Source organism: Paracidovorax avenae ATCC 19860 (assembly GCF_000176855.2).
In the GTDB taxonomy this organism is placed as follows: domain Bacteria; phylum Pseudomonadota; class Gammaproteobacteria; order Burkholderiales; family Burkholderiaceae_C; genus Paracidovorax; species Paracidovorax avenae.
In genome coordinates, this window is sequence record NC_015138.1 from 4,048,860 (window position 1) to 4,074,726 (window position 25,867).

Sequence of the window (25,867 nt, forward strand, 5' to 3'; positions counted from 1 at the left end):
GCTGCGCCGGCACCGCCCGCATGGAACACGCAGCCCCGCTGCACGCCACCATCCCGGTGCTGGCGTCCCTCGACCTCGACGAGAGCGCCGCCTTCTATTCCGGGCGCCTGGGCTTCACGGTCGCATCGCGCACCGATGACTACCTCATCGCCACGCGCGACGGCTGTGAACTGCACTTCTGGCTCTGCGGCGAGCGCCACATCGCCGAGAACACCTCCTGCTACGCGCGTGGCGACGTGCGCGCGCTGCATGCCGAATTCACGCAACGGGGGCTGGTGCTGCCGCCGCCCGTGGAGCGTCCCTGGGGCATGCGCGAGCTCTACGTGCACGATCCCCACGGCAACCTGCTCAAGTTCGGCGAACAGATCCTGACTCCCTGAGCGCCATGGGCCGCGGCCAGCGGTTCTATAGTCCATCGCCATGACTGCCACCCCATCCACCACGCCCCCCGCCGACTGGCCCTATCCCCGATGGATCGCCCACCGCGGCGCGGGCCGGCTGGCCCCCGAGAACACCCTGGCGGCCTTCCGGCTCGGCGCGCACCACGGCTACCGCATGTTCGAATGCGACGCCAAGCTCAGCAGCGACGGCGTCGTCTTCCTGCTGCACGATGCCACCCTGGAGCGCACCACCAACGGCCGGGGCACCGCTGGCGACCGCCCCTGGGGCGAACTCTCGCAGCTCGACGCGGGCAGTTGGCATTCCCGCGGCAGCGCGGGCGAACCCCTGCCGACCCTGGAGCACCTCGCGCGCTACTGCCTGGCCAACGGCTACCTGCTGAACATCGAGATCAAGCCCACGCCAGGCACCGAAGAGGAAACCGGCCGGGCCGTGGCATCGCTGGCGGCGCGCCTCTGGCACCAGGCCGAAGTGCCGCCGTTGCTCACCTCGTTCAAGGTCGCGGCCCTCGCGGGTGCGCGGGACGCGGCCCCGCTGCTGCCGCGCGGCCTGCTGCTCGACAGCTTGCCGGATGGCTGGCTCGACACAGCCCGCCAGCTGGGCTGCGCGGCCGTGGTCTGCCACCACGCGCTCTGGACGGCGGAACACGTCGCCGCCGTGAAGGACTGCGGCCTGCGCACCCTCAGCTACACGGTGAACGACGAGTGGGCCGCGCAGCGCCTGCTGGACCTCGGCACCGACGGCATCATCACCGACCGCGTGGATCTGTTCAGTCCCGCGATGGGTTGAAGCCGCCCGGGCTGCGTGCTGGCATATCGAAATCGCGATCGCATCCCGCCAAAAAACACACCCCTGTTTACCCGGATGCAGAGGGCATCCGCGCCCATACCGCCCACCCTGGAGGACACAATCGCTCCCGCTGGGCGAAATGACACATCAATTTACAAGATGGTCCAAGGGGCGAGGTTATGCGGAATTTCAAGATTTCCACGCGGCTGCTGTGGCTGCTGGGCGGGTTGTCGGCGCTGCTGGTGGCGGTGGGGGCGGTCGGGCTGCTTGGCATCGCCAGGTCCAATCACGCGCTCGAGTCGATGTACAGGGAACGGCTGACGGCGCAGATCGCGATCGCCGACCTGCGCTACCTGACGGCGCGCAACCGGCAGCTCGTGTCGGGCGCCCTGCTCTCGCCCTCTCCCGAAAAAGTCGAGCAGGCGCTTCGGGAAGCCCGGGAGAACGTGGTCCTGTCCGATCAACTCTGGAGCCGGATCCAGGCATTGCCACTGGAGCCGGAACTGCGCGAGGCGGTGCAGCGGACGGGCGAGCAGCGCCGGAAGATCATGCAGGAAGGCCTGGGCCCCGCGCTCTCCGCCCTGAAGGACGCCGACATCGCAGCCGTCCGCGTGCTGGCGGTGCGCAAGTTCGATGCGCTTTACGACCCGCTGGACAAGAGCATCGCCTCGGCCGTCGATCTCAGCCGGCAGTTCGCCGAACAGGACTATGCGCTCGCCGTGGCCCGCTTCGGCACCCTGCGCGCCGTTCTCGGGGCGGCGATCGCAGCCGGAGTGCTGCTGGCGGCGCTCTTCGGCCTGGCGCTGGTCCGCGGCATCGCCCGCTCCCTGCGGCGCGCTGCCCTGGTGGCCGATGCGGTGGCACGGGGCGACCTCACGCAGCCCATCGACGTGCGCGGACTGGACGAAGTGGCCACCGTGATGCAGTCGCTGGCCAGCATGCAGGCCAGCCTGTGCGTGGTGGTTGACAGCGTGAGGCAGACCTCGGATCGCGTGCTGACGGCCAGCGCCGAGATTGCACAGGGCAACCAGGACCTGAGCGACCGCACGGAGCAGCAGGCCGCCGCGCTGCAGCAGACGGCGGCCGCTACCGGCCAGCTCAGCGGCACGGTCAGCCAGAACGCCGACCATGCGGTGCAGGCCCACCGGCTGGCGCAGGCCGCAAGCGAGGTGGCGGTGCGCGGCGGCGCCGTGATGGCCGATGTGGTACAGACCATGCAGGGCATACAGCACAGCTCGCAGAAGATCGCCGACATCATCGGCGTGATCGACTCCATCGCTTTCCAGACCAATATCCTGGCGCTGAACGCTGCCGTGGAAGCAGCCCGCGCAGGCGACCAGGGCCGCGGCTTTGCGGTGGTGGCCAGCGAGGTGCGCAGCCTGGCAGGCCGCAGCGCCGAGGCGGCCCGCGAGATCAAGGGGTTGATCGGCGACAGCGTGGGCCGCGTGCATAGCGGCACTGCGCTGGTGGATGCCGCCGGCACCACCATGGGCGAGATCGTGGGCGCCATCCGCAGCGTCACCGGCATCGTCGGCGACATCACCGCTGCCAGCGGCGAACAAAGCACCGGCGTGGCGCAGATCAGCAGCGCCGTGGGGAGCATAGACCAGACCACCCAGCAGAACGCTGCGCTGGTGGAAGAAATGGCCGCTGCCGCCAGCCATATGCGCCACCAGGCGCAGAGCCTGGTGGATGCGGTGGCCGTCTTCCGCCTGCCGCGCGACCCCGGGCCGATGGACAGCCAGCCACCCCGCACTCCGATGCGAGCGCTGGCACAGGGGTAGCCGCTGCGGGAAGGGACCTGCGGTACCCGGCGACACGGTGATACCCTCGCGGGTCCAGCCATGGACGCGACCATTCACTCCCTTTCCCTGATGCGTTTACTGCGGCGCCTTCCGCACTCCGTGCGGGCGCTGGTCCTCCTGGCGGCCTGCCTGCTGGCCGGGCCGCCCGGCACGGCACAGGCCGCCCCGCAGGCGCCCGCCTCCGCCCCGGCATCCGCCGGCAGCGCTGCGGCATCCCGGGCCGCCGCAGCCGCTGCGGCAGCCGCCGCGGCGGACATCGTCGATCCCGACACGCCCCTGCCCTCCGTGGACGAGCTGCGCAAGCGCCTGGAAGCCATCCCCCGCAAGCTCGGCGACCAGGACGACGGCCGCAAGCTCGTGAACGACGCCTACGCCGTCGGTGCCACGGCCGAGCAGGTGGTGGCCCGCCGCACGGCCGACCTGGCAGACCTGGACAGCCGCCTCGCCGGACTCGGCCCCGCCCCCGAGAAAGGCGCGCCCGCCGATTCGCCCGACGTCGTCCAGCAGCGCAGCGCCCTCGCCAAGCAGCGCGCCACCGTCGATGCGGACCTCAAGCTCGCGCGCCTGATCGCCGTCGATGCGGAACAACTCGGCGCCGACCTCCTGCGCCAGCGGCGCCAGCAGTTCCAGGCCGAACTCACCGCGCGTGCCGACTCACCCCTGGGCGCCGCCTTCTGGCGCAACCTGCGCACCGCATGGCCCACCGACACCGAGCGCCTGTCCGTGCTGGCCATCGAGGCCAAACAGGCCGCGCAGCGCGCGCTCGAACCCGAGCGGCGCCGGACCTTCCTCGTCAGCCTGCTGGGGGCGCTGCTGCTCCTGGTGGCCGGCAACTGGGCCGGTGAACGCCTGCTCGTGCGCCTCGCGCCGGCCAAGCTGCCCGCGGGCCGGCTGCGGCGCTCCCTGCTGGCCTCGGCCTCCGTGCTGGCGAACGTGATCTTCACCGGCACCGCCGCGCAGTGGCTGCTGAGCGGGCTCGACGCGGGCGACAACCTCGGCGAGCGACTCGACGGGCTCGGGCACTCCGCCGTGGGCATGGCGGTCTTCGCGGCCTTCGCCATCGGCCTGGGGCACGCGCTGCTCTCGCGCAAGCGCAGTTCCTGGCGCCTGCCCGCGTTGCCGGATGACCTCGCCCGCCGGCTGAGCCCCTACCCCTGGTGGATCGCGATCATCGCGGCGCTCGGCGGCATGGTGACGGAGATCAACGCCGCCGTGGGCGCCAGCCTTGCCGCGGAAGTCACCGCCCAGGCCTGCTTCGCGCTGCTGGTGGCCGCCGTCGTCGCCGCATCGGTGCGGCAGCTCAACGCGCCGCTGCCCGCATCGGCGCAGGAGCCGGCCAGCGGCGAGGATGCCGCTCCGGCCCCGGCCGCCACGCCGCCACGCCCGCTCTGGGTCGGCCTGCTGGTCGCCTGCGCGGGCATCGCCTCCCTGGCCGTGGTGCTGCTGGTCGCCTTCGGCTACATCGCGCTGGCCGGGGCCCTGGCGCGGCAGATGGTCTGGAGCGGCGTCGCCTTCGCTACCGCCTACCTGCTCTACCAACTGGTGGACGACCTCTGCGATGCCCTGCTCTCCTCGCGCAGCGGCTTCGGGCGGCGCCTGCACACGGGCATGGGCATCGACCCGGGCCTGCTCGACCAGGCGGCGGTCGTGCTCTCGGGCGCCCTGCGCGTCGTGCTGTTCTTCTATCTCATCATCGCCCTGCTGGCCCCCTTCGGCACCGGCCCGGACGAGCTGTTCCGCCGCGGCAGCGCGATGGACCAGGGCCTCAACCTCGGCAACTTCGCGCTGGCACCGCAGGCCCTGCTGACGGCGCTGGGCGTCGTCATCGCGGGCTTCATCGGCATCCGCGTGATCAAGCGCTGGCTCAGCGACCGGTACTTCCCCAGCACCACGCTGGAGCCGGGCATGCGCAGCTCCATCACCACCCTGCTGGGCTACTTCGGCGGCGTGATGGTGATCGCGGCCGCGCTGGCGGCGCTGGGCATCAGCGTGGAGCGCATCGCCTGGGTCGCGAGCGCGCTGTCGGTGGGTATCGGCTTCGGGCTGCAGGCCATCGTGCAGAACTTCATCTCGGGCCTGATCCTGCTGGCAGAGCGGCCCGTGAAGGTGGGCGACTGGGTCAAGCTCGGCGACACCGAAGGCGACATTCGCCGCATCAACGTGCGCGCCACCGAGATCCAGCTGGGCGACCACTCCACCGTCATCGTGCCCAACTCGGAATTCATCACCAAGACTGTGCGCAACATGACCTGGGGCGGCTCGCAGGGCCGCGTGCTGCTGCGCCTGCCGGCCCCGCTGGACACCGACGCCCAGCGCATGCGCGCCCTGATCCTGGATGCCTTCAAGGCGCACGAGAGCATCCTGGAGAGCCCCGGGCCCAGCGTCACGCTGGAAGACATCGTGAGCGGCACCCTCACCTTCCTGGCCATCGGCTACGTGAGCAACCCGCGCAACGCCGGTGGCGTGAAGAGCGACCTGCTGTTCTCCATCCTCGAATCGCTGCGCGCCGCGGGCCTGGCGCTCTCGCCCCCGGCCACCACCGCCGTGGCGCCGCTGTCCGCCGCCGCCCTCCAGCCCAGGGATCCGGCCGGCACGCCCACGCCGGGTACGGCATAGGCCACCGCAGCAGGCCCGCTGGCTGCTTCAGCCCAGTCCGGCGCAGCTCAGTCCAGCCTGGCGCCGGACTGCTGCACCGCCACGGCCCAGCGCGGCATTTCCGCCGCCAGGAAACTGGCGAACGCATCGGCGCCCAGGAAGGCCGGGTCTGCGCCCTGCGCCACCATGCGGTTTTTCACGTCGGGCGACTGCATGACCTGGCCGAACGCATCGCTGAGCTTCGCCACCACGTCTTTCGGCGTGCCGGCCGGCGCCAGGAAGCCGTAGAAGCCCACCACCTCGAAATTCGGGATGCCGCCCTCGATCACCGTCGGCACATCGGGCAGCGCCGGATTGCGCGCCCGGCTGGTGACGGCCAGCGCACGCACCTTGCCCTGCTGGTGGTAGGCCGCCGCCTGCGGAATGCTCTCGGCCATGAACTGCACCTGCCCGCCCATCAGGTCGGTGAAGGCCGGTGCGCTGCCGCGGTAGGGGATATGCACCATGAACAGCCCGGTCGCCGTCTTGAACATCTCCGGCACCAGGTGGCTGATGCCCCCGTTGCCCGCCGAGCCGAAGTTCACCTGCCCCGGCCGCGCCTTGGCGTAGGCAATGAACTCCTGCAGGTTCCGCACCGGCAGCTTCGGATTGACCAGCAGCGCCAGCGGCTGCATCGCCGTGCGCGCGATGGGCGTGAAGTCCTTGAGCGTGGAGTACGGCAGCTTGCTGTAAAGCGCCGGGTTGATGACCATCACCCCCGTGTTGGCCAGCATCAGCGTATGGCCGTCCGGCGGCGCCTTCATCACATCCTGCGCGCCCACCGTGCCGCCCGCACCGGCCTTGTAGTCCACCACCACCGGCTGGCCCAGCACGGCCTGCAGCTTGTCGGTCAGCAGCCGCGCATGCTGGTCCAGCGGGCCTCCGGCCGGGAAGCCGACCACCACGCGGATGGGCTTGGAGGGAAAGGCGGGCTGGGCCAGGACGGCCGCGGACAGACAGGCCAGGGTGGCGGCGGTGAGCCAGGTGCGCAAGCGCATGGGAAGTCTCCGTGAATGTCGGTGTTATGGAGACGGCAGCTTAAGGCGGGAGCGGCCATGGAGGCAGGGGCAATACCCGTGTGATGGCGGCTTCGCGGCGATTGCCGGCGCTCTGGCAGCTAACGCGCCGTCCGCCCGCGCTGCAGCCCCTTGGCGGCCACCTCCTGCGAGGCCCATTCGGCCTGTTCGATGAGCCGCCCCAGTTCCTGCACCGCCGCACGGCTGTCCTGCACCGACTCATCGCTGTACACCAGCATGTAATCCATCATGGGCAGTGGCGGCAACCCGTCGCGCTCGTCCAGCAGCACCATGCCGGGACGCATGTTGTCGCTCGTGAACATGGCCACCGCCAGGCCGCTCAGCACGGCGGCACGCAGGTCGTGCAGGCTGTGCGAACTGAAGGCCTTGTGCCAGGCGATGTCGGCCCGCTCGAGCGCATCGATCCCGATCTGGCCGCACACGCAAGGCAGCGGGGAATAGGCCAGCGGCAGCGATGCGCCGTCCAGCCGCTCCCAGCACTCGGCGGCAGCCCATACCATCGGCAGGCGCCGCAGCAGGATGCCGCCGCTCACCTCCGACGTGCTGGTGATCACGGCGAGGTCCAGATCCCCTTCGCGCACCATGGCAGACAGGTCGAGCGTGAGGCCCACGCTCACCTCCAGGCGGACATGCGGACAACTGCGCGCGAACTGGTGCAGCAGTTGCGGCAGGCCATCGCTCATGAAGTGCTCCTGCACCCCCAGGCGCACGGTGCCCTCGATCGGCGAGCAACGGAAATGCCGCTCCAGCGCTTCCTGTGCCTGCAGCACGCGCTGGGCGTGGTGCAGCAGATCCTCGCCATCGGCCGTCAGGCCCAGGCGCCGGGTCGTGCGGCGGAACAGCGGCCGACCCACCAGCGCCTCCAGCCGCCGGATCTGGTGGCTGACGGCGGACTGCGTCAGGTGCAGTTGCTGGGCCGCACGGGTGAAGCCCTGGTTGCGATGCACCGCGACGAAGGTATGCAGCAATCCGGTGTCGATGGTCATCGCGCCCTATAAATTAAAAAATTAACTGAATCCCACATTATTTAATCATTTGCATCATGAAGCCAGTCTTTCCAGAATGGCACCTGCCTTTCCGGCCTTCTTTCTGGAGACCCATCCCATGCCTGCCCACCGTCCAACATCCCAGGCCCTGGCGCTGGCCGCCATCTGCCTTTCCGCACTGATGTTCGGCCTGGAGATTTCCAGCGTGCCCGTGATCCTGTCCGTGCTGGACCAGGAACTGCACGCCGACTTCCAGGGCCTGCAATGGATCATGAATGCCTACACCATCGGCTGCACCACGGTGCTGATGGCCACCGGCACCCTGGCGGACCGCTATGGCCGCCGCCGCGTCTTCATGCTCAGCGTGCTGGCGTTCGGCCTCGCTTCGCTCTGGTGCGGATGGGCCGGCTCCACGCCCGTGCTCATCCTGGGCCGGCTGGTGCAGGGCATCGCAGGCGGCGCGATGTTCATCTGCTCCATCGCCCTCCTCTCGCACCAGTTTCCCGACGGCCGGGAGCGGGGCCGCGCCTTCGCGGTCTGGGGCGTGGTGGCCGGCGTCGGGCTGGGTTTCGGCCCCATGGCCGGCAGCGCCATCGTCTGGGCCTCCAGCTGGCACTGGGTGTTCCTCGTGCACGTGCCGCTGTCCGCGCTCACGCTGGCCCTGATCCGCGCCGGCGTGGCGGAATCCCGCGACCCACAGGCACGGGAGCACCGGCTGGACTGGGCCGGCCTCGGCACGCTGACCCTGGCCGTGCTCGGCTTCACCGGCTTCCTCATGCAGGGCGAAAGCCTCGGCTGGAAGAGCCCTGCCGTCCTCGGCCTGGCCACCCTGGCCGCCGCCAGCCTGGCGGCATTCGTCGCGGTGGAGCGCAGCCAGCCCCGCCCGATGTTCGACTTCTCCGTGTTCGCGATCCGCGACTTCTCTGGCGGCATCCTGGCCTGCGTCGGCATGAACTGCAGCTACTGGCCCTTCATGATCTATCTGCCCTTCTACTTCAGCGCCGGCGTGGGCCTGGACACCACGGCCACCGGCCTGATGCTGCTGGTCTATACGGTGCCGTTCCTGGTCATGCCGCCTGTCGCCCAGTGGCTGCTGCTGCGCTACCAGGCGGCCTGGGTGATCCCCTCCGGGCTCTTCGTCATCGGGCTGGGCTTCATGCTGATGTGGGGCGGCAGCCTGCTGGCCCACCTGGGCAGCTGGACCGTGCTGCCCGGCGCGCTCGTCGCAGGCATCGGGCTGGGACTGACCACGACGCCGGCCACCAACATGACCACCGCCTCGGTGCCGCCGCACCGCGCCGGCATGGCGTCAGGCATGGACGTGAGCGCACGCCTCATCACGCTGGTCATCCACATCGCCGTAATGGGCCTGGTGCTGGTGGCGGGCATACAGGCCGCATTGCGCGGGCTGTGGGGCCCGGCGGTGGAACCGGGCCTGCTGCAGGCGTTGGCCCAGCGGCTCGCGGGGGGCGACCTGGCCGGCGCGCAGCAACTGCTGGCCGGCCACTCCCTGCCGGGCGCGAGCATGGTGCCATTGCAGGAGGTCGTGGTCCAGGGCTTCGGCTGGGTGATGCTGTATGGAGGGCTGGCCGCCTGGATCACGGCCGGGCTCAGCCTCGCGGTGCTGAGAGGCCGGCGGGCGCAGGGAGGTCTTCAGCCCTGCGGCAGCGGCATGCACTGAGAGTGCTCAACGCCAGCCGCGCAGCAACACCCACTGCACCGTGCCGCAGGCCGCCACCAGCGCGGCATAGGTCAGCATCTTCCCGTCCCGCCCCGTCAGCACCAGCCCGGCCACGCACACCCCCAGGCCTACGGCAAAGCCCGCGGCCACCTGCCCCACGAAACCGACGCTGCGAGGCGCCCCGCGAAAGCAAAGCGCAGCCAGGCAGGCCAGCAACAGCGCCACGCCGAGGGCAGGCGCCATGAAATTCAGCAGGTGGAGTGCGGCGGCAGTCGGGTCCATAGCGCAAGGGCATGACGCAGATCAAGACCCTTGTGCTGCGGGAAGCACACGGGCGGGATGGAAATTTTATAATCACCGCTTATGGCAGTCTGGGCCCTCGGCATCAACCACACGACCGCGCCGCTCGATCTGCGCGGCCGTTTTGCGTTCGCCATCGACCAGATCGCGCCCACGCTGCAAGGCCTGCGCCAGTCGCTGGGCGGCGCCACGCGCCATCCGCAGGTGGAAACCGCCATCCTCTCCACCTGCAACCGCACCGAGATCTACTGCGCCGGCCAGCAACCCGCGCTGGACCACACGCTCGACTGGCTCGCCCACAGCGGCGGCGTGAGCCCTTCGCTGCTGCGCTCGCACTCCTACACGCTCGAGGAAAGCCTCGTGGCGCGCCATGCGTTCCGCGTGGCCAGCGGGCTCGATTCCATGGTGCTGGGCGAGGCCCAGATCCTCGGCCAGATGAAGGACGCCGTGCGCGCGGCAGAGACGGCCGGCGCGCTCGGCACCACGCTCAACCAGCTCTTCCAGCGCAGCTTCGCCGTTGCCAAGGAAGTGCGCACCAGCACCGAGATCGGCGCCCACAGCATCAGCATGGCCGCCGCCGCCGTGCGCCTGGCCGGGCAGCTGTTCGAAGACCTGACGGAGATCCGCATCCTCTTCGTGGGCGCGGGCGAGATGATCGAGCTCGCCGCCACCCACTTCGCTGCGAAGAATCCCAAGAGCCTCGCCATCGCCAACCGCACGCTGGAGCGCGGCGAAAAGCTCGCCTCCCGCTTCGGCGGCGAGGTCATGCGGCTGGCCGACCTGCCCGACCGCCTGCACGAGTTCGACGCCGTGGTCAGTTGCACGGCCAGCAGCCTGCCCATCATCGGCCTGGGCGCCGTCGAGCGCGCGCTCAAAAAACGCCGCCACCGCCCCATGTTCATGGTCGACCTGGCCGTGCCGCGCGACATCGAGCCCGAGGTGAAGGCGCTCGAGGACATCTACCTCTACACCGTGGACGACCTCGCCAGCGTCGTGCAGACCGCGCAGGCCAGCCGCCAGGCGGCCGTAGCGCAGGCCGAGGCCATCATCGACGCGGGCGTGCAGAGCTTCATGCACTGGATGGACCAGCGCAGCCCCGTGGGCGGCGTGGTGCCGCTCATCCAGCAGATCCACGCCCAGGCCGACGAATGGCGTGCGCTGGAGATCGCACGCGCCAAGAAGCTCATCGCCAGGGGCGAGGACATGGACGCCGTGCTGGAAGCGCTCTCGCGCGGCCTCACGCAGAAGATGCTGCACGGCACCCTGGCCGAGCTGCGCGCGGGCGATGCCGACACGCGCGCCCAGACGGCCCAGACCGTCTCCCGCCTGTTCCTGCGCTCGCAGTCCAAGAGCGGCCTGTAGCGGCGCCCGCCGCCCTGCCGCCAAGCCTCACCCTCTCTGGCCTCCCGCATCCGCACCCGGATGCCCCGGTCTGCGAACAACGACCGCAGCCATCCTCTCTCCCCCGAATGAAACCCTTCCTCAGAAGCCAGCTGGAGCGCTACGCCCAACGCCTCGAAGAGCTCGACTTCCTGCTCTCGCGCGAGGACATCATGTCCGACATGGCCCAGTACCGCACCATCTCGCGCGAGCACGCCGAGGTGACGCAGATCGCTGGCCGCTATGCGCGCTACCGCCAGCGCGAGGCCGACCTGGCCGGCGCGCGCGAGATGCTGGACGACCCGGACATGGCCGACATGGCCCGGGAAGAAATTTCCGCCGCCGAAGCCGAGCTGGTGCAGCTGGAGGACGAGCTGCAGCGCCTGCTGCTGCCCCGCGACCCCGACGAGGCGCGCAACGCCTTCCTGGAAATCCGCGCCGGCACGGGCGGCGACGAGTCCGCGCTGTTCGCGGGCGACCTGGCCCGCATGTACACGCGCTACGCGGCCACGGCCGGCTGGAAGGTGGAGATCCTGAGCGCCAGCGACAACGAGATCGGCGGCTACAAGGAAGTCGTGCTGCGCGTGGAAGGCGACGGCGTCTATGGCGCTCTGCGCTTCGAATCCGGCGGCCACCGCGTGCAGCGGGTGCCCGCCACCGAGACCCAGGGCCGCATCCACACCAGCGCCTGCACCGTGGCCGTGATGCCCGAGCCCGACGAGCAGCAGGCGATCACGCTGAACCCGGCCGACCTGCGCATCGACACCTTCCGCGCCAGCGGCGCGGGCGGCCAGCACATCAACAAGACCGACTCCGCCGTGCGCGTGGTCCACCTGCCCACCGGCATCGTGGCCGAATGCCAGGACGGCCGCAGCCAGCACAGCAACAAGGCCAAGGCGCTGCAGGTGCTGCAGGCGCGCATCCAGGAAAAGGAACGCAGCGAGCGCGCCGCCAAGGAGGCCGCGCTGCGCAAGGGCCTCGTGGGCTCGGGCGACCGCTCCGACCGCATCCGCACCTACAACTTCCCCCAGGGCCGCCTTACCGACCACCGCATCAACCTCACGCTCTACAAGCTGCTCGCCATCATGGAAGGCGACCTGGGCGAGGTGCTGGACGCCCTGCGCCACGCGCGGGAAGCCGAACTGCTGGCCGAGCTGGAATCGGCGGCCTGATGTCCATCGCGCCATGAAAGACGCCGTTGCCCCCCCTCCGGAGCCCGTGACGATCGCCCAGGCCCTCGCGCATGCACAAGCCCTCGGCCTCGCGCGCATCGATGCGCAGATGCTGCTGCTGCACCTGCTGGGTCGCCCCGATGCCGGCCGCGCCTGGCTGCTCGCCCATGACGGGGACCGGCTGTCCACCGCCGGGCAGGAGGGCTTCCAGGCCCTTTGCGCGCGCCGGCAGGCCGGCGAACCCGTGGCCTACCTGACGGGCCGCAAGGAGTTCTACGGCCTGCCGCTGCAGGTGGATGCGCGCGTGCTCGACCCGCGCCCGGATACCGAAACGCTGGTGGACTGGGCCCTGGAGGTCCTGCAGCCCCTGCCCGCGCCGCGCGTGGCGGACCTGGGCACGGGCAGCGGCGCCATCGCCCTGGCACTGCGGCACGGGCTGCCCGGCGCGCAGGTGGTGCTGGCCGTGGATGCCAGCGCGGACGCGCTCGCGGTCGCCCGGGCCAACGCGCAGCGGCTGCATCTGCCCGTGGACTTCGTCCGCACGAGCTGGCTGGACGGCATCTCCGGCCCCTTCGACGCTGTCGTGTCCAACCCACCCTACATCGAAGAAGACGATCCACACCTGGCGGCCCTGGTGCACGAGCCGCGGCAGGCCCTGGCGAGCGGGCCGGACGGTCTGGACGACATACGCACCATCGTCGTGCAGTCTGCCAGCCGCCTGGCGCCGGGCGGATGGCTGCTGCTGGAGCACGGCTGGAACCAGGCACAGGCCGTGCAGGCGCTGCTGCGCAGCGCGGGCTATGCCGAGGTGCAGAGCCGCGCCGACCTCGCCGGCCATGCGCGCTGCACCGGCGGACGCATGCCCGGCGCGCCTGCCGCAGCCAGCCCCCTGGAAACCCCGGCGCATGCCTCCACATGGTGCATGCCTCCCTCTTCGGGGCCGCAGTGAAATAATCCCCCATGGCCGCCCGACCGCGGCCCCTTACAGGAGCAACCCATGAGCGACAACACCCAGCAACGCATCGACGCCCTCGTCAAGTCCAACGACATCCTGCTGTTCATGAAGGGCAGCGCCAGCTTCCCGATGTGCGGCTTCTCGGGCCGCGCCATCCAGATCCTCAAGGCCTGCGGCGTGGACCCCAAGGCCGTGGCCACGGTGAACGTGCTGGAAGACCAGGAGATCCGCCAGGGCATCAAGGAATACAGCAACTGGCCCACCATCCCGCAGCTGTACGTGAAGGGCGAGTTCATCGGCGGCTCCGACATCATGATGGAGATGTACGAATCCGGCGAACTGCAGCAGGTGCTCGGCGGCCAGGCGCAGGCCTGAGCCCCCGGCAGGCGGCCTGCGGCCGTCCCGCCTCCCCAGCCGCCTCCGGGCGGCTTTTTCATGCCCGCGAAGGTGCGCGGCCCATGGGGCGTGGCTGTCGGACAACTGCTACCGGTTGACGGGGTTTTTCCATCTTTGGAACCCGGCATGTTGTGTGCTTGAATGGTTGCGTGCCCTTTCACTCCAACGAACCAGGAGCGCGCCATGACGACGACACACAGCCTTGTCCCGCAATCGCCTTCGATGGGCCTGCCGGTGGCCCAATTGCGCAACGTGTTCCGGCCCGGCGATGTGGAGCGCAAGCTCGCCCGGCTCCAGGACGCCGGCAGCCAGCGTGAATACGAAACGCTGCGCGCCGTGTACGAGCGCATGCTCGAACGCGGGCCCGAACGCTTCCAGGTCAAGCCCTCGGGCGTGCCCGACATGGCGGGGCTCTACGGGCAGCTTCCCAATTTCACCGACGTGCTCGACGACGTGAAGCGCCACGTCGCCCTCGCGCAGGACAGCCGCGATGGCCTGGAGGTCACGCCCATGCTGCTGCTGGGCCCGCCCGGCATCGGCAAGACCCACTTCGCGCGCCAGCTGGCAGAACTGCTGGGCACCGGCATGAACCTCGTGCCCATGAGTTCCATGACCGCCGGATGGCTGCTTTCGGGCTCGTCCTCGCAATGGAAGGGCGCGCGCCCCGGCAAGGTGTTCGAGGCTCTGGTGGATGGCGAATACGCCAACCCCGTCATCGTGGTGGACGAGATCGACAAGGCCGCCCCCGATGCGCAGTACGACCCGCTGGGCGCCCTCTACGGCCTGCTGGAACACGACACGGCCCAGAGCTTCACCGACGAGTTCGCGGAAATCGCCATCGACGCCAGCCAGGTGATCTGGATCACCACCGCCAACGACGAGCGCGGCATCCCCGACCCCATCCTCAACCGCATGAACGTGTTCGAGGTCCAGGCGCCCTCGCCCGAGCAGGCCCGCACCATCGCGCGCAACCTCTACCAGGGCATCCGCGAGGGCCACGACTGGGGCCGGCTGATCGACCCCGAACCCCAGGCCGACGTGCTGGACATCCTGGCGCAGATGCCCCCGCGCGAGATGCGCCGGGCACTCATGACGGGCTTCGGCAACGCGCGGCTGCAGCACCGCTCCACCGTCGAGGTGGCCGACCTGCCGCGCGGCGCGTCCGGCAAGCCGCGCATGGGTTTCGTGCAATAGCCGGCCCTTCCTGCACGGCGTGCGGGCACGGCGGAGGGGCCGCCGCGCGCCGCATGCCCCGCTGATCCGCCGCGCAAGCCGGCTGGACTGTTCCGCACGGCCGCGCCCGCACGGCCCGCGTACACTCGGGACGCTGGCGCACGGCCCTTCACACGACACATCCATGGCGGCGCCCGCCCGTCCCATGACCCTGTCGCAAAGTTTCTTCCTCATCGGCCTCCTCATCGTGGCCAGCGCCTTTTTCTCCGTCGCCGAGATCTCCCTGGCCGCCTCACGCCGGTTGCGCCTGCGCCAGCTCGCCGACGAAGGCGAGGCGCGCGCCGAGAGCGTCATGCGCATGCAGGAACAGCCGGGCGACTACTTCACGGTGGTGCAGGTGGGCCAGAACGCGGTGGCCATCCTCGGCGGCATCGTCGGCGAAGGCGCGCTCAGCCCCCACTTCACCGCCCTGCTCCAGCTCTGGCTCAGCGACGCGCGCGCCGAGACCTTCGGCTTCCTGGCGTCGTTCCTCACCATCACCTCGCTCTTCATCCTGTTCGCCGACCTGTTCCCCAAGCGCCTGGGCATGGTCAACTCCGAGCGCCTCGCCGTGGTCGTCGCGCGGCCAATGGCGGTTCTCATGGCGGTGCTGCGGCCCGTCGTCTGGCTCTACAGCCGCGCCGCCGACCTGCTGTTCCGCGTGCTCGGCCTGTCGTCACTGCGCGACGACCGCATCACGTCCGACGACATCCTGGCCATGATGGAGGCCGGCACCCGGGCCGGCGTGCTGGCGGCCCGCGAGCAGCAGGTGATCGAGAACGTGTTCGAACTCGACTCCCGACCCGTGAGCAGCGCCATGTCGCCGCGCGACCGGATCGCCTTCTTCCTGCGCGACGACCCGGACCAGCTTATCCGCGCGCGCATCGCGGCGGAGCCCTTCTCCACCTACCCGGTGTGCGAGGGCGACATCGACCACGTGGTCGGCTACGTCGATGCCAAGGACCTCTTCCAGCGCGTGCTGAACAACCAGCCCATCTCCCTGAAGGACGAAGGCCTCGTGCACAAGGTGCTGATCGTGCCCGACCGCCTTTCGCTGGCCGAGGTGCTGGACCAGTTCCGCCAAGTGCACGAGGACTTCGCCGTGATCGTCAACGAGTACAGCCTCGTCGTGGGCGTCGTCACCCTGAACGACGTGATGAGCACGGTGATGGGCGACCTGATCGGCCCGGACGACGAGGAGCAGATCGTCCGGCGCGACGAGAACTCCTGGCTGATCGACGGCGTGACGCCCGTGGGCGACGTGCTGCGGGCCCTGCACCTCGACGAACTGCCCCATGCCGGCGAGTACGAGACCCTGGCGGGCTTCCTCATGGTGATGCTGCGCCGCGTGCCCCGCCGCACGGACAGCGTGAACTGGGGCGGCTACAAGTTCGAGGTGCTGGACGTGGACAGCTATCGCATCGACCAGATCATGGTGTCGCGCCTGCAGGAAGGTGGTGCGCACCCGGCAGGCCCCGGGCCGGCAGCGCCGGCACCGGGCAGCTGAACGCCACGCATCGGCCCGCTCAGGCGGACCGGACGCGCTCCTCGAACAGCCAGTTGCGCTGCGCCGCGAACACCGCATCCGGGTACGGCGAACGCCCGCGGCTGCCGTTGTAGCGACCGAGCGTCATGAACAGGTCGCCGCGCTCGCGGTCCAGGTAGTGGCGCAGGATCACGCAGCCGAAGCGCAGGTTGGTCTGCATGTGGAACAGCTTGCTCGCATCGCCATCGCCGATGACGCGCGTCCAGAACGGCATCACCTGCATGTAGCCGCGCGCGCCCACGCTGGAGACGGCGTACTTGCGGAACGCGCTCTCCACCTGCACGAGTCCGAGCACGAGCGAAACATCGAGGCCCGCGCGCTTGGACTCATACCACACGGTCTGCAGGAAGTCGCGGCGCACTTCCCAGTCCGGCTTGCGGCGCCGCAGGCGGTCGCTCATGGTGCCGAGCCAGCGCAGGTAGTGCAGGCGGGCTTCCGTGGTCGAGAAATTCGGCTCGGGCGGTGCCTGGTTGGCGATCGCGGACGTGAGCGCGGTGCGCACCGAATCCATGAGCGGCTCTTCCAGCTGCCCGCCCGCATGGGCGGTCGCAGGCACGCCGAGCCACCCGGCCAATCCTGAGGACGCACCGGCCAGCACGCACGCCCGCCGGGACAGGCCCCTGCCGGGCGTCCCGCCCCTCACCCCACCACCCCAGTTCATACCTTGATTCGATCCTTGATGAAGGCAAAGATATCGGCCGACGCCACCTTGGTCGCCGCCGCGTCCCGGCGGTGCTGGTACTCGACCTGGCCTTCCTTGAGGCCCCGGTCGGACAGCACCACGCGGTGCGGCACGCCGATGAGTTCCCAGTCGGCGAACATCGCGCCCGGGCGCTCGCCGCGGTCGTCCAGGATCACGTCCACGCCGGCTGCGAGCAGGTCGGCATGCAGCTTCTCGGCCGCCGCGCGCACCTCTTCGCTGCGGTCCATGCCGATCGGGCACACCACCACCGTGAACGGCGCGATCGCGTCCGGCCAGATGATGCCACGCTCATCGTGGTTCTGCTCGATGGCCGCCGCGGGCAGGCGGGTAATGCCGATGCCGTAGCAGCCCATCTCGAAGAAGGCCGGCTTGCCGTCCTCGCCGAGGAAGGTCGCGTTCATGGCACGGCTGTACTTGGTGCCCAGGTAGAACACGTGGCCCACCTCGATGCCGCGCTCGATCGCCAGCGCGCCCTTGCCGTCCGGGGACGGATCGCCCGCCACGACATTGCGCAGGTCGGCCACCACGTCAGGCTCGGGCAGGTCGCGGCCCCAGTTCACGCCGGTCATGTGGAAGTCCACCTCGTTGGCACCGCAGATCCAGTCGGCCATGACCGCCACCTCGCGGTCCACCACGAGCTTCACGGGCTGGCGCAGGTTCAGCGGGCCCAGGTAGCCCGGCTTGCAGCCGAAATGGTCCTCGATCTCGCCCACGGTGGCGAAGCGAAAGCCTGCATCCAGGCCGGGCACCTTGCCGACCTTGATCTCGTTCATGTCGTGGTCGCCGCGCAACAGCAGCAGCCAGACCTGGCTGCGGACGATCTCGCCGGATTCATTCGTTTCATCGGTGGCGAGCACCAGCGATTTCACGGTCGCCTGCAGCGGCACGCCGAGCAGTTGCGCGACATCGGCGCAGGTGCTCTTGCCGGGCGTGGCGGTCCTGGCGAGCGCCTGCGACGCAGCGCCGCGCGCGCCCTGCGGCGGCAGCGCCTCGGCCTTCTCCATGTTCGCCGCGTAGTCGCTCTGCGGGCAATAGACGATCGCATCCTCGCCCGTGGCAGCGATCACCTGGAACTCCTCGCTCAGGTCGCCGCCGATCGCGCCGCTGTCGGCGGCGACCGCACGGTAGGTGAGGCCGAACCGGTCGAAGATGCGGCGATAGGCTTGCGCCATCACCTGGTAGCTGGCCTTGGCCGCGGCCTGGTCGCGGTCGAAGGAATAGGCGTCCTTCATGATGAACTCGCGGCCACGCATCAGCCCGAAGCGCGGGCGGCGCTCGTCGCGGAACTTGGTCTGGATCTGGTAGAGATTCTTGGGCAGCTGCTTGTAGCTGCGCAGCTCCTGGCGCGCGATGTCAGTGACCACTTCCTCGCTGGTCGGCTGCACGACGAAGTCGCGGCCGTGGCGGTCCCGGATGCGCAGCAGCTCGGGTCCCATCTTGTCGAACCGGCCCGTCTCCTGCCAGAACTCCGCGGGCTGCACCACGGGCATCGTGACCTCGACAGCCCCGGCGCGGTTCATTTCCTCGCGCACGATGGCCTCCACCTTCCGGATCACGCGCAGGCCCATGGGCATGTAGTTGTAGATGCCGGCGCCCAGCTTCTTGATGAGCCCGGCGCGCGTCATGAGCTTGTGGCTCACCACCTCGGCGTCCGCCGGGGCTTCCTTGAGGGTGGAAACGAAAAATTGGGAAGCTTTCATTGCACGAGGAATTCACCATCCGGGCCGGTACGCTTGCCGCGCACCCATGCCCGTGCATAATGGATACAGTTTTAAAAATTGGGGTTAGATTATGCTCGACCGGGACGGTTTTCGGCCCAACGTCGGCATCATCCTGCTCAACCAGAGGAACCAGGTGTTCTGGGGCAAGCGGATCCGCACCCACAGCTGGCAGTTCCCGCAAGGTGGCATTGATCGAGGGGAGACTCCCGAGCAGGCCATGTTCCGTGAACTGCACGAGGAGGTGGGGCTGCAGCCGTGCCACGTCCGCGTGGTGGCCCGCACAAGGGACTGGTTGCGCTACGAGGTGCCAGACCGGTACATCCGCCGTGACGCACGCGGCCACTACAAGGGCCAGAAGCAGATCTGGTTCCTGCTCCAGCTCGTCGGCCACGACTGGGATCTGAACCTCCGGGCGACCAACCACCCCGAGTTCGATGCCTGGCGCTGGAACGATTACTGGGTTCCGCTGGACGTCGTCGTGGAGTTCAAGCGCGGCGTCTATGAAATGGCCCTGACCGAGCTGGCGCGCTTCCTGCCGCGCAACGACCAGCGCAACCGCTACCTGCGCAGCGGCATGCGCCAGCGCGAAGGCGTTCCGGAGGTCTCGCTCGGCACCACGACGCAACTGCGGACCACCTCCCTGCTGGTCCATCCGGGCATGGAGCTGCCGCCGGGCGCCAGCTTCGACCCCGATCCCCGGACGGGGGATGGCGATCCGGGCATGCCCGGCATCCAGAAGTCGGCCGGCTGACACGGCCGCACAAAAAAAGGGCGCTCCATGGAGCGCCCTTCTGCTTTGGCGACGGGGCTGGCTCAGCCGCCGGACAGCACCAGGTTGTCCCGGTGCACCATTTCCGGTTCGGCGCTGTAGCCCAGCAGCCGCTCGAACTCCGAGGACGGCCTGCGGCACAGCAGTCGCGCCTCGGCGCTGGCGTAGTTCGCGAGCCCGCGGGCGATTTCCGCGCCTGCCGGGTCGCGCACGGCGATCACGTCGCCCCGGGAGAACTCGCCCTCCACCGCGACCATGCCGATCGGCAGCAGGCTCTTTCCTTCCTGCCGCAACTTTGCAGCGGCGCCCACGTCCACCGTCACGGCACCGCGCAGCTGGAGGTGGTCGGCCATCCACTGCTTGCGGGCCTGCTTCTTGGCGGTCTGCGCCACCAGCAGGGTGCCGATGGCCTCGCCCTGCGTGAGCCTCAGCAGCACGTCCGGCTCGCGCCCCCAGGCGATCACCGTGGAAGCCCCCGAGCCGGCCGCGCGCTTGGCCGCGATGATCTTGGTGATCATGCCCCCGCGGCCGATGCTGGAGCCCACGCCGCCCGCCATCGCCTCCAAGGAAGGATCGCCGGCCGCCGCCTCGTGCACGAACTGCGCATGCGGATCGCGCCGCGGATCCGCCGTGTAGAGGCCCTTCTGGTCCGTCAGGATGACCAGCGCATCGGCCTCCACGAGGTTCGCGACCAGCGCGCCCAGGGTGTCGTTGTCGCCGAACTTGATCTCGTCGGTGACCACCGTGTCGTTCTCGTTGATGACGGGCACCACGCCGAGGCGCAGCAGCGTGAGCAACGTGGAGCGCGCGTTCAGGTAGCGCTCGCGGTCCGCGAGATCCGCATGGGTCAGCAGCACCTGGGCGCTGCCCAGCCCCTGTTCGCGCAGCTTGGTCTCGTACATCTGCGCGAGCCCCATCTGGCCGACGGCGGCAGCAGCCTGCAGTTCATGGATCTCGCTCGGGCGCGTGGACCAGCCCAGGCGCTTCATGCCCTCGGCAATCGCGCCACTGGACACCATGATGACCTCGCGCCGCGGGCCGCCGGATCCGTTCACCAGCGCGGCCATCTGCCGGCTCCATTCGGTGATGGCCGTCTCGTCCAGCCCCCGGCCCTCGTTCGTCACCAGGCTGGAACCCACCTTGATCACGATGCGGCGCGCATCTCGCAATATGCTCGAAACCATGTATCCCCGTCTTTTTTGTACCTAGCGCCAGCCGCCACGACGGCTCCCGTGCCGCCACCCACCGGGGGATGGCGGCCCTGCCCGTCACTCCGAAGGCGCGTCGCCCGCGAAGCGCGGATCGACCACTTCCTGCACCTGCTCGGCCTGCTGCTGGGCGCGCACATGCTGGTAGATGGCCTGGATCAGGGGTTCGCAGCCCTCGCGGGTGAGTGCCGAAATCTCGAACACCGGCCCCTTCCAGCGGAAGCGCTTCACGAAATCCTTGACGCGCGCGGCCCGCTCGTCGCCCGGCACCATGTCGAGCTTGTTGAGCACCAGCCAGCGCGGCTTCTCATAGAGCTCGGCGTCGTACTTGCGCAGTTCGCCGACGATCGCGGCAGCCTGCGCGACCGGGTCCACGCCCTCGTCGAAAGGCGCCAGGTCCACCACGTGCAGCAGCAGCCGGGTGCGCTGCAGGTGGCGCAGGAACTGGTGCCCCAGCCCGGCGCCTTCCGAGGCGCCTTCGATCAGCCCCGGGATGTCCGCGACCACGAAGCTCTGCTCCGGGCCGACCCGCACCACACCCAGGTTGGGGTGCAGCGTGGTGAAGGGATAGTCGGCGATCTTGGGCCGCGCATTGGAAACGGCGGCGATGAAGGTGGACTTGCCCGCATTGGGCATGCCCAGCAGGCCCACGTCGGCCAGCACCTTGAGCTCGAGCTTGAGGTTGCGGCGCTCGCCCGGCCAGCCGGGCGTCTTCTGGCGCGGCGCGCGGTTGATCGCGCTCTTGAAGCGCATGTTGCCGAAACCGCCGTCACCCCCCTTGGCGATGGTGATGGTCTCGCCGGGCTTGAGCAGCTCGAACAGCACCTCGCCGGTTTCCGCGTCGGAGATGATGGTGCCCACCGGCATCTTGAGGGTGATGTCGTCCCCTGCCGCGCCGAACATGTCGGAACCCATGCCGTGTTCGCCGCGCTTGGCCTCGTGCCGGCGGGAATAGCGGTAGTCCACGAGCGTGTTCAGGCTCGGATCGGCCACGGCGAACACATGCCCGCCGCGCCCGCCATCCCCTCCGTTGGGTCCGCCGAATTCCTTGTACTTCTCGTGCCGGAACGATACACAGCCGTTGCCGCCATCCCCTGCGGCCACGTCAATAAAGGCTTCGTCGACGAACTTCATGAAGAGAGTTTACAAAAACGGGGATTCCGCCCCGGCCGGGAGCCCTCGCGCGCCGAGGCGCAGAAGCTCAAAACGACGAAGCCCCGACAGGTCGGGGCTTCACTGCATGGTCAGGACGGAACCGCTCAGGCGGGCGTCACGTTGACCGTGTGCTTGGACATCGCACCCTTGGTGCCGAACGACACGTGGCCGTCCACCAGGGCGAACAGCGTGTGGTCCTTGCCCACGCCGACGTTCGTGCCGGGATGGAACTTCGTGCCGCGCTGGCGCACGATGATGGAGCCGGCGCTGATCAGCTCACCGCCGAATGCCTTCACGCCGAGCATCTTGGGCTTGGAATCGCGCCCGTTTCGCGTAGAGCCGCCGCCTTTTTTCTGTGCCATGGTGTCTGCTCCTTAAGCGGCGATCGCACCGATTTGCAGTTCGGTGAACTGCTGGCGATGGCCTTGGCGTTTCTGGTAGTGCTTGCGACGGCGCATCTTGAAGATGCGGACCTTGTCGTGCTTGCCGTGGGCCACGACCGTGGCCGTGACCGTTGCGCCGGACACCAGGGGCGTGCCGACCTTGAGTTCAGCGCCGTTGCCGACTGCCAGAACCTGGTCGATCACGATTTCCTGGCCTACGTCCGCAGCAATCTGTTCTACTTTGATTTTTTCGCCGGAAGCAACGCGATACTGCTTGCCGCCGGTTTTTATGACCGCGTACATGTAAACCTCTTGAGAAGTGATGTTTCCGCAAAAACGTTTTTACGGAACCACGCAATATAGCATGCGTCGCCCTTCTTGTACATAGGCGTTGCGCGGGGCGCAGGCTGCAGGCGCCGGCCGGTGTCCTCCGTGCACCGCATGGCCGTTCCTATAATGCTCCTTTCACCTCGCAGACCGCCCTCGCCTTGTCCGCCCAGCCCCACACCTCGGCCATCCTTGCACTGATTGCAGAAGACATGCATGAGGTGGACAAGGTCATCGGCCTCCGACTGCAGTCCTCCGTCCCCCTCATCGGCGAGATTGCCCGCTACATCATCTCCGCCGGCGGCAAGCGGCTGCGCCCGGCGCTGCTGCTGCTGATGTCCGGCGCGCTCGGCTACCAGGGCGCCCAGCGGTTCAACCTGGCGGCGGTGATCGAATTCATCCACACCGCCACGCTGCTGCACGACGACGTGGTGGACGAATCCACGATGCGGCGCGGGCGCCCCACGGCCAACGAGAACTTCGGCAACCCCGCGAGCGTGCTGGTCGGCGACTTCCTGCACTCGCGCGCCTTCCAGATGATGGTGGACGCGGACGACATGCGCGTCATGCAGATCCTGTCGGAGGCGACCAACATCATCGCGGAGGGCGAAGTCCAGCAGCTCATGAACACCCATGACGCGACGCTCGACGAACAGGGCTACCTGGAGGTCATCCGCTCCAAGACCGCCAAGCTGTTCGAGGCCAGCGCGCGCCTCGCGGCCGTGCTGGCCCGCGCCCCCGCACCCATCGAAGAGGCCTGCGCCGAATACGGCAAGGCCCTGGGCACGGCCTTCCAGGTGATCGACGACGTGCTGGACTACGACGGCAACAGCGCCGAAATGGGCAAGAACCTCGGCGACGACCTGCGCGAAGGCAAGGTCACCCTGCCCCTGATCATCGCGATGCAGCGCGGCGACGCGGCCCAGCGCCAGCTGATCGAGACGGCCATCCAGCAGGGATCGCTCGACGAGCTGCCCGCCATCCTGGCGATCGTGAAGCAAACCGGCGCCCTGGAGGCCACGCGCGCCGCCGCCGCCGCCCAGGCCCAGGAAGCCATTCGCGCACTATCCGCACTTCCTTCCAATAAGTACACCGAAGGTTTGCTACAATTGGCGTCTCAGCTATTAGACAGGCGCGTTTGAACAGGCGCTGCAGGTCTTCCAACACATACGGGGTGTAGCTTAGCCTGGTAGAGCGCTACGTTCGGGACGTAGAGGCCGGAGGTTCGAATCCTCTCACCCCGACCAGATTCCTTGCGGCATTGGCAGCAGCAGGAATCCACGAAAGCCGCGGCAACGCGGCTTTGTCGTTTCTGGAAAGCACGTCTCAACGCGCCAGTGACGCGAAAGCACGACACCACTGCGGGTGCCGGCCCGGAAGACAAAAACAGCACGAAGTGCCCACTGCCGGGTCATTTCCCTGCAAGCCCCGCGCCATGGTTACGCAGCGGCTGCGCAACATGCCGCGAGCCACCCCGATTGCCGGCCATGCCATGCACGGAGCTTTGCGGTTGCGATGATAGGATGGTTCACTTTCCAACCTATCGACTCCTCTGGTTACATGGCTGACGCCGATTACGCCCTCAAGGATGCTTCCAGTATCGCCCTGCCCGGCCTGGGGCGGGCATTGATCTCGGCCGGGCAGCTGAGCCAGAAGGTGGCGGAGGACATCTACCGGAAGTCCCAGGTCAACCGCAGCAGCTTCATCGCGGAGCTGACCGGTTCGGGTTCGGTCTCCCCGATCAACCTGGCGCATACCGTGTCGTCGGTGTTCGGCGCCCCCCTGCTCGACATCGAGGCCATCGATCCGCTGCGCCTGCCGCGCGACGTGCTGGACCCGAAGATCTGCCAGGCGTACCGGGTCATCGTGCTGAGCAAGCGCAACAACCGGCTCATCGTCGCGACGGCAGACCCCACCGACCAGGAGGCTGCGGAGAAGATCAAGTTCACCACCCAGATGGGCGTGGACTGGATCATCGCCGAGTACGACAAGCTGGTGCGGCTGGTGGATGCGACCACCAAGTCCACGACCGAGACCATGGAAAGCATGGTGTCGGGGGGCGATTTCGAGTTCGATGACCTGCCGTCGCAGGAGAGTACCGAAGCGCAGGACACGGCCGCGACGGAGGTCGAAGACGCCCCCATCGTCAAGTTCCTGCACAAGATGCTGCTGGACGCGTTCAACATGCGCGCGTCCGACCTGCACTTCGAGCCGTACGAGCACCAGTACCGGGTCCGCTTCCGGATCGACGGCGAGCTGCGCGAGATCGCTTCGCCGCCCATCGCGATCAAGGAGAAGCTGGCCTCGCGCATCAAGGTGATCTCCCGCCTGGACATCTCGGAAAAGCGCGTGCCCCAGGACGGGCGCATGAAGCTCAAGGTGGGACCGGACCGGGTGATCGACTTCCGCGTGAGCACGCTGCCCACGCTGTTCGGAGAGAAGATCGTGATCCGTATCCTCGACCCCAGCAGCGCCAAGCTGGGCATCGATGCGCTCGGCTACGAGCCCGAGGAGAAGGAGCGCCTGCTCCATGCCATCGGCCGGCCCTACGGCATGATCCTGGTGACGGGACCTACGGGCTCGGGCAAGACGGTGTCGCTCTACACCTGCCTGAACCTGCTGAACAAGCCGGGGGTGAACATCGCGACGGCGGAAGACCCGTCGGAAATCAACCTGCCCGGTGTCAACCAGGTCAACGTGAACGAAAAGGCCGGGCTGACCTTCGCCACGGCGCTCAAGTCGTTCCTGCGGCAGGATCCCGACATCATCATGGTGGGGGAAATCCGCGACCTGGAAACCGCGGACATCTCGATCAAGGCGGCCCAGACGGGCCACCTGGTGCTCTCCACGCTGCACACCAACGACGCGCCCACCACGCTGACCCGCATGCGCAACATGGGCATCGCGCCCTTCAACATCGCATCGAGCGTGATCCTGATCACGGCGCAGCGCCTGGCCCGCCGGCTGTGCCCTGCGTGCAAGGCGCCGGCGGACATCCCCCACGAGACGCTGCTCGAGGCGGGCTACAAGGAAGAGGACATCGACGGCTCCTGGGTGACCTACCGCCCGGTGGGCTGTTCCGCCTGCAACAACGGCTACAAGGGCCGCGTCGGCATCTACCAGGTCATGCCGATCTCGGAGGAGATCCAGCGCATCATCCTGCGCGACGGCAGCGCGCTGGAAATCGCGGAGCAGGCAAAGGCCGAAGGCGTGCGGTCGCTGCGCGAATCCGGACTCCACAAGGCGCGGCTGGGCCTGACCTCGCTCGAAGAGGTGCTGGCCGTGACGAACGAATAACAACGCTGCAAT

Annotated in this window: 23 protein-coding genes and 1 tRNA gene; 15 read left to right on the forward strand and 9 right to left on the reverse strand. The window is 68.7% G+C overall.

The window, feature by feature from the left end:
* The first annotated feature begins 20 nt into the window (after positions 1 to 20).
* The 4 genes from ACAV_RS17695 to ACAV_RS17710 all read left to right on the forward strand — a co-directional run bounded on the left by ACAV_RS17695 (position 21) and on the right by ACAV_RS17710 (position 5,609).
* Positions 21 to 380: a bleomycin resistance protein gene (locus ACAV_RS17695; RefSeq protein WP_013595956.1), complete on the forward strand. Its 360-nt coding sequence runs from the start codon at positions 21 to 23 to the stop codon at positions 378 to 380.
* A 40-nt stretch (positions 381 to 420) separates the two neighbouring features.
* Positions 421 to 1,188, forward strand: coding sequence for a glycerophosphodiester phosphodiesterase (gene ugpQ, locus ACAV_RS17700; RefSeq protein WP_013595957.1), 768 nt, complete (start codon positions 421 to 423; stop codon positions 1,186 to 1,188).
* Between the two features lie 179 nt (positions 1,189 to 1,367).
* The gene (locus ACAV_RS25195) at positions 1,368 to 2,972 is read left to right on the forward strand and encodes a methyl-accepting chemotaxis protein (RefSeq protein WP_013595958.1); all 1,605 of its coding nucleotides are present in this window, start codon (positions 1,368 to 1,370) and stop codon (positions 2,970 to 2,972) included.
* A gap of 60 nt (positions 2,973 to 3,032) precedes the next feature.
* Positions 3,033 to 5,609 (forward strand): DUF3772 domain-containing protein, encoded by a 2,577-nt coding sequence (locus ACAV_RS17710; protein ID WP_013595959.1) that lies wholly within the window; start codon positions 3,033 to 3,035, stop codon positions 5,607 to 5,609.
* A gap of 47 nt (positions 5,610 to 5,656) precedes the next feature.
* Here the strand turns inward: ACAV_RS17710 and ACAV_RS17715 are convergent, their stop codons facing one another.
* Together ACAV_RS17715 and ACAV_RS17720 are read right to left on the reverse strand one after the other, a co-directional pair.
* On the reverse strand, positions 5,657 to 6,625 hold the full coding sequence (locus ACAV_RS17715) for a Bug family tripartite tricarboxylate transporter substrate binding protein (protein WP_013595960.1): 969 nt from the start codon (positions 6,623 to 6,625) through the stop codon (positions 5,657 to 5,659).
* A 119-nt stretch (positions 6,626 to 6,744) separates the two neighbouring features.
* Positions 6,745 to 7,650 (reverse strand): LysR family transcriptional regulator, encoded by a 906-nt coding sequence (locus ACAV_RS17720; RefSeq protein ID WP_013595961.1) that lies wholly within the window; start codon positions 7,648 to 7,650, stop codon positions 6,745 to 6,747.
* Between the two features lie 118 nt (positions 7,651 to 7,768).
* Between ACAV_RS17720 and ACAV_RS17725 the strand changes: the two genes are divergently transcribed.
* A complete protein-coding gene (locus ACAV_RS17725; protein WP_013595962.1) occupies positions 7,769 to 9,331 on the forward strand; it encodes an MFS transporter in 1,563 nt (520 codons plus the stop codon).
* Positions 9,332 to 9,337: 6 nt separating this feature from the next.
* Here ACAV_RS17725 and ACAV_RS17730 read toward each other — a convergent pair whose 3' ends face one another.
* Positions 9,338 to 9,613 (reverse strand): hypothetical protein, encoded by a 276-nt coding sequence (locus ACAV_RS17730; RefSeq protein WP_013595963.1) that lies wholly within the window; start codon positions 9,611 to 9,613, stop codon positions 9,338 to 9,340.
* 81 nt (positions 9,614 to 9,694) lie between these two features.
* Between ACAV_RS17730 and hemA the strand changes: the two genes are divergently transcribed.
* From hemA to paeA, 6 genes are all read left to right on the forward strand, one after another.
* Entirely contained in the window at positions 9,695 to 10,993 is a 1,299-nt protein-coding gene (gene hemA, locus ACAV_RS17735) for a glutamyl-tRNA reductase (protein WP_013595964.1), read from the forward strand.
* Positions 10,994 to 11,100: 107 nt separating this feature from the next.
* Positions 11,101 to 12,183 carry a peptide chain release factor 1 gene (prfA, locus tag ACAV_RS17740; protein ID WP_013595965.1) on the forward strand — a complete coding sequence of 361 codons (1,083 nt, stop codon included), beginning with the start codon at positions 11,101 to 11,103 and terminating at the stop codon, positions 12,181 to 12,183.
* 13 nt (positions 12,184 to 12,196) lie between these two features.
* Complete coding sequence (gene prmC / locus ACAV_RS17745) at positions 12,197 to 13,132, forward strand: peptide chain release factor N(5)-glutamine methyltransferase (protein ID WP_013595966.1); 936 nt, start codon at positions 12,197 to 12,199, stop codon at positions 13,130 to 13,132.
* A gap of 48 nt (positions 13,133 to 13,180) precedes the next feature.
* A complete protein-coding gene (grxD, locus tag ACAV_RS17750) occupies positions 13,181 to 13,513 on the forward strand; it encodes a Grx4 family monothiol glutaredoxin (protein WP_013595967.1) in 333 nt (110 codons plus the stop codon).
* Between the two features lie 204 nt (positions 13,514 to 13,717).
* A complete protein-coding gene (locus ACAV_RS17755) occupies positions 13,718 to 14,728 on the forward strand; it encodes an AAA family ATPase (RefSeq protein WP_013595968.1) in 1,011 nt (336 codons plus the stop codon).
* A gap of 184 nt (positions 14,729 to 14,912) precedes the next feature.
* On the forward strand, positions 14,913 to 16,253 hold the full coding sequence (gene paeA / locus ACAV_RS17760) for a polyamine export protein PaeA (protein ID WP_049791130.1): 1,341 nt from the start codon (positions 14,913 to 14,915) through the stop codon (positions 16,251 to 16,253).
* Positions 16,254 to 16,272: 19 nt separating this feature from the next.
* On the opposite strand, the gene ACAV_RS17765 is transcribed toward paeA, so the two are convergent.
* Together ACAV_RS17765 and ACAV_RS17770 are read right to left on the reverse strand one after the other, a co-directional pair.
* Complete coding sequence (locus tag ACAV_RS17765) at positions 16,273 to 16,953, reverse strand: lytic transglycosylase domain-containing protein (protein WP_013595970.1); 681 nt, start codon at positions 16,951 to 16,953, stop codon at positions 16,273 to 16,275.
* Positions 16,950 to 18,695, reverse strand: coding sequence for a proline--tRNA ligase (locus tag ACAV_RS17770; RefSeq protein ID WP_013595971.1), 1,746 nt, complete (start codon positions 18,693 to 18,695; stop codon positions 16,950 to 16,952). Before ACAV_RS17770 ends, ACAV_RS17765 begins: the two co-directional genes overlap by 4 nt.
* A 91-nt stretch (positions 18,696 to 18,786) precedes the next feature.
* Here ACAV_RS17770 and ACAV_RS17775 point away from each other — a divergent pair, with 91 nt between their 5' ends.
* Positions 18,787 to 19,467 carry an RNA pyrophosphohydrolase gene (locus tag ACAV_RS17775; RefSeq protein WP_013595972.1) on the forward strand — a complete coding sequence of 227 codons (681 nt, stop codon included), beginning with the start codon at positions 18,787 to 18,789 and terminating at the stop codon, positions 19,465 to 19,467.
* 62 nt (positions 19,468 to 19,529) lie between these two features.
* Here the strand turns inward: ACAV_RS17775 and proB are convergent, their stop codons facing one another.
* The 4 genes from proB to rplU all read right to left on the reverse strand — a co-directional run bounded on the left by proB (position 19,530) and on the right by rplU (position 22,534).
* Positions 19,530 to 20,669 (reverse strand): glutamate 5-kinase, encoded by a 1,140-nt coding sequence (proB, locus tag ACAV_RS17780; RefSeq protein WP_013595973.1) that lies wholly within the window; start codon positions 20,667 to 20,669, stop codon positions 19,530 to 19,532.
* An 84-nt stretch (positions 20,670 to 20,753) separates the two neighbouring features.
* Positions 20,754 to 21,827, reverse strand: a complete 1,074-nt coding sequence (cgtA, locus tag ACAV_RS17785) for an Obg family GTPase CgtA (protein ID WP_013595974.1) — start codon at positions 21,825 to 21,827, stop codon at positions 20,754 to 20,756.
* Positions 21,828 to 21,952: 125 nt separating this feature from the next.
* Positions 21,953 to 22,210, reverse strand: a complete 258-nt coding sequence (rpmA, locus tag ACAV_RS17790) for a 50S ribosomal protein L27 (RefSeq protein WP_013595975.1) — start codon at positions 22,208 to 22,210, stop codon at positions 21,953 to 21,955.
* A 12-nt stretch (positions 22,211 to 22,222) separates the two neighbouring features.
* Positions 22,223 to 22,534 carry a 50S ribosomal protein L21 gene (gene rplU, locus ACAV_RS17795; protein ID WP_011796717.1) on the reverse strand — a complete coding sequence of 104 codons (312 nt, stop codon included), beginning with the start codon at positions 22,532 to 22,534 and terminating at the stop codon, positions 22,223 to 22,225.
* Positions 22,535 to 22,719: 185 nt separating this feature from the next.
* On the opposite strand from rplU, the gene ACAV_RS17800 reads away from it, so the two are divergent.
* The 3 genes from ACAV_RS17800 (at position 22,720) to pilB (ending at position 25,855) form a co-directional block, all read left to right on the forward strand.
* Positions 22,720 to 23,700 carry a polyprenyl synthetase family protein gene (locus ACAV_RS17800; RefSeq protein ID WP_013595976.1) on the forward strand — a complete coding sequence of 327 codons (981 nt, stop codon included), beginning with the start codon at positions 22,720 to 22,722 and terminating at the stop codon, positions 23,698 to 23,700.
* Positions 23,701 to 23,728: 28 nt separating this feature from the next.
* Positions 23,729 to 23,805, forward strand: a tRNA-Pro gene (locus tag ACAV_RS17805).
* 313 nt (positions 23,806 to 24,118) lie between these two features.
* Positions 24,119 to 25,855, forward strand: a complete 1,737-nt coding sequence (gene pilB, locus ACAV_RS17810; protein WP_013595977.1) for a type IV-A pilus assembly ATPase PilB — start codon at positions 24,119 to 24,121, stop codon at positions 25,853 to 25,855.
* Positions 25,856 to 25,867: the final 12 nt, after the last annotated feature.

Bases quoted from the DNA above. Each gene is read 5' to 3' on its own strand.
- ACAV_RS17695 (WP_013595956.1), top strand. From the start codon at position 21: ATGGAACACGCAGCCCCGCTGCACGCCACCATCCCGGTGCTGGCGTCC.
- ugpQ (WP_013595957.1), top strand. From the start codon at position 421: ATGACTGCCACCCCATCCACCACGCCCCCCGCCGACTGGCCCTATCCC.
- ACAV_RS25195 (WP_013595958.1), top strand. From the start codon at position 1,368: ATGCGGAATTTCAAGATTTCCACGCGGCTGCTGTGGCTGCTGGGCGGG.
- ACAV_RS17710 (WP_013595959.1), top strand. From the start codon at position 3,033: ATGGACGCGACCATTCACTCCCTTTCCCTGATGCGTTTACTGCGGCGC.
- ACAV_RS17715 (WP_013595960.1), bottom strand. From the start codon at position 6,625: ATGCGCTTGCGCACCTGGCTCACCGCCGCCACCCTGGCCTGTCTGTCC.
- ACAV_RS17720 (WP_013595961.1), bottom strand. From the start codon at position 7,650: ATGACCATCGACACCGGATTGCTGCATACCTTCGTCGCGGTGCATCGC.
- ACAV_RS17725 (WP_013595962.1), top strand. From the start codon at position 7,769: ATGCCTGCCCACCGTCCAACATCCCAGGCCCTGGCGCTGGCCGCCATC.
- ACAV_RS17730 (WP_013595963.1), bottom strand. From the start codon at position 9,613: ATGGACCCGACTGCCGCCGCACTCCACCTGCTGAATTTCATGGCGCCT.
- hemA (WP_013595964.1), top strand. From the start codon at position 9,695: ATGGCAGTCTGGGCCCTCGGCATCAACCACACGACCGCGCCGCTCGAT.
- prfA (WP_013595965.1), top strand. From the start codon at position 11,101: ATGAAACCCTTCCTCAGAAGCCAGCTGGAGCGCTACGCCCAACGCCTC.
- prmC (WP_013595966.1), top strand. From the start codon at position 12,197: ATGAAAGACGCCGTTGCCCCCCCTCCGGAGCCCGTGACGATCGCCCAG.
- grxD (WP_013595967.1), top strand. From the start codon at position 13,181: ATGAGCGACAACACCCAGCAACGCATCGACGCCCTCGTCAAGTCCAAC.
- ACAV_RS17755 (WP_013595968.1), top strand. From the start codon at position 13,718: ATGACGACGACACACAGCCTTGTCCCGCAATCGCCTTCGATGGGCCTG.
- paeA (WP_049791130.1), top strand. From the start codon at position 14,913: ATGACCCTGTCGCAAAGTTTCTTCCTCATCGGCCTCCTCATCGTGGCC.
- ACAV_RS17765 (WP_013595970.1), bottom strand. From the start codon at position 16,953: ATGAACTGGGGTGGTGGGGTGAGGGGCGGGACGCCCGGCAGGGGCCTG.
- ACAV_RS17770 (WP_013595971.1), bottom strand. From the start codon at position 18,695: ATGAAAGCTTCCCAATTTTTCGTTTCCACCCTCAAGGAAGCCCCGGCG.
- ACAV_RS17775 (WP_013595972.1), top strand. From the start codon at position 18,787: ATGCTCGACCGGGACGGTTTTCGGCCCAACGTCGGCATCATCCTGCTC.
- proB (WP_013595973.1), bottom strand. From the start codon at position 20,669: ATGGTTTCGAGCATATTGCGAGATGCGCGCCGCATCGTGATCAAGGTG.
- cgtA (WP_013595974.1), bottom strand. From the start codon at position 21,827: ATGAAGTTCGTCGACGAAGCCTTTATTGACGTGGCCGCAGGGGATGGC.
- rpmA (WP_013595975.1), bottom strand. From the start codon at position 22,210: ATGGCACAGAAAAAAGGCGGCGGCTCTACGCGAAACGGGCGCGATTCC.
- rplU (WP_011796717.1), bottom strand. From the start codon at position 22,534: ATGTACGCGGTCATAAAAACCGGCGGCAAGCAGTATCGCGTTGCTTCC.
- pilB (WP_013595977.1), top strand. From the start codon at position 24,119: ATGGCTGACGCCGATTACGCCCTCAAGGATGCTTCCAGTATCGCCCTG.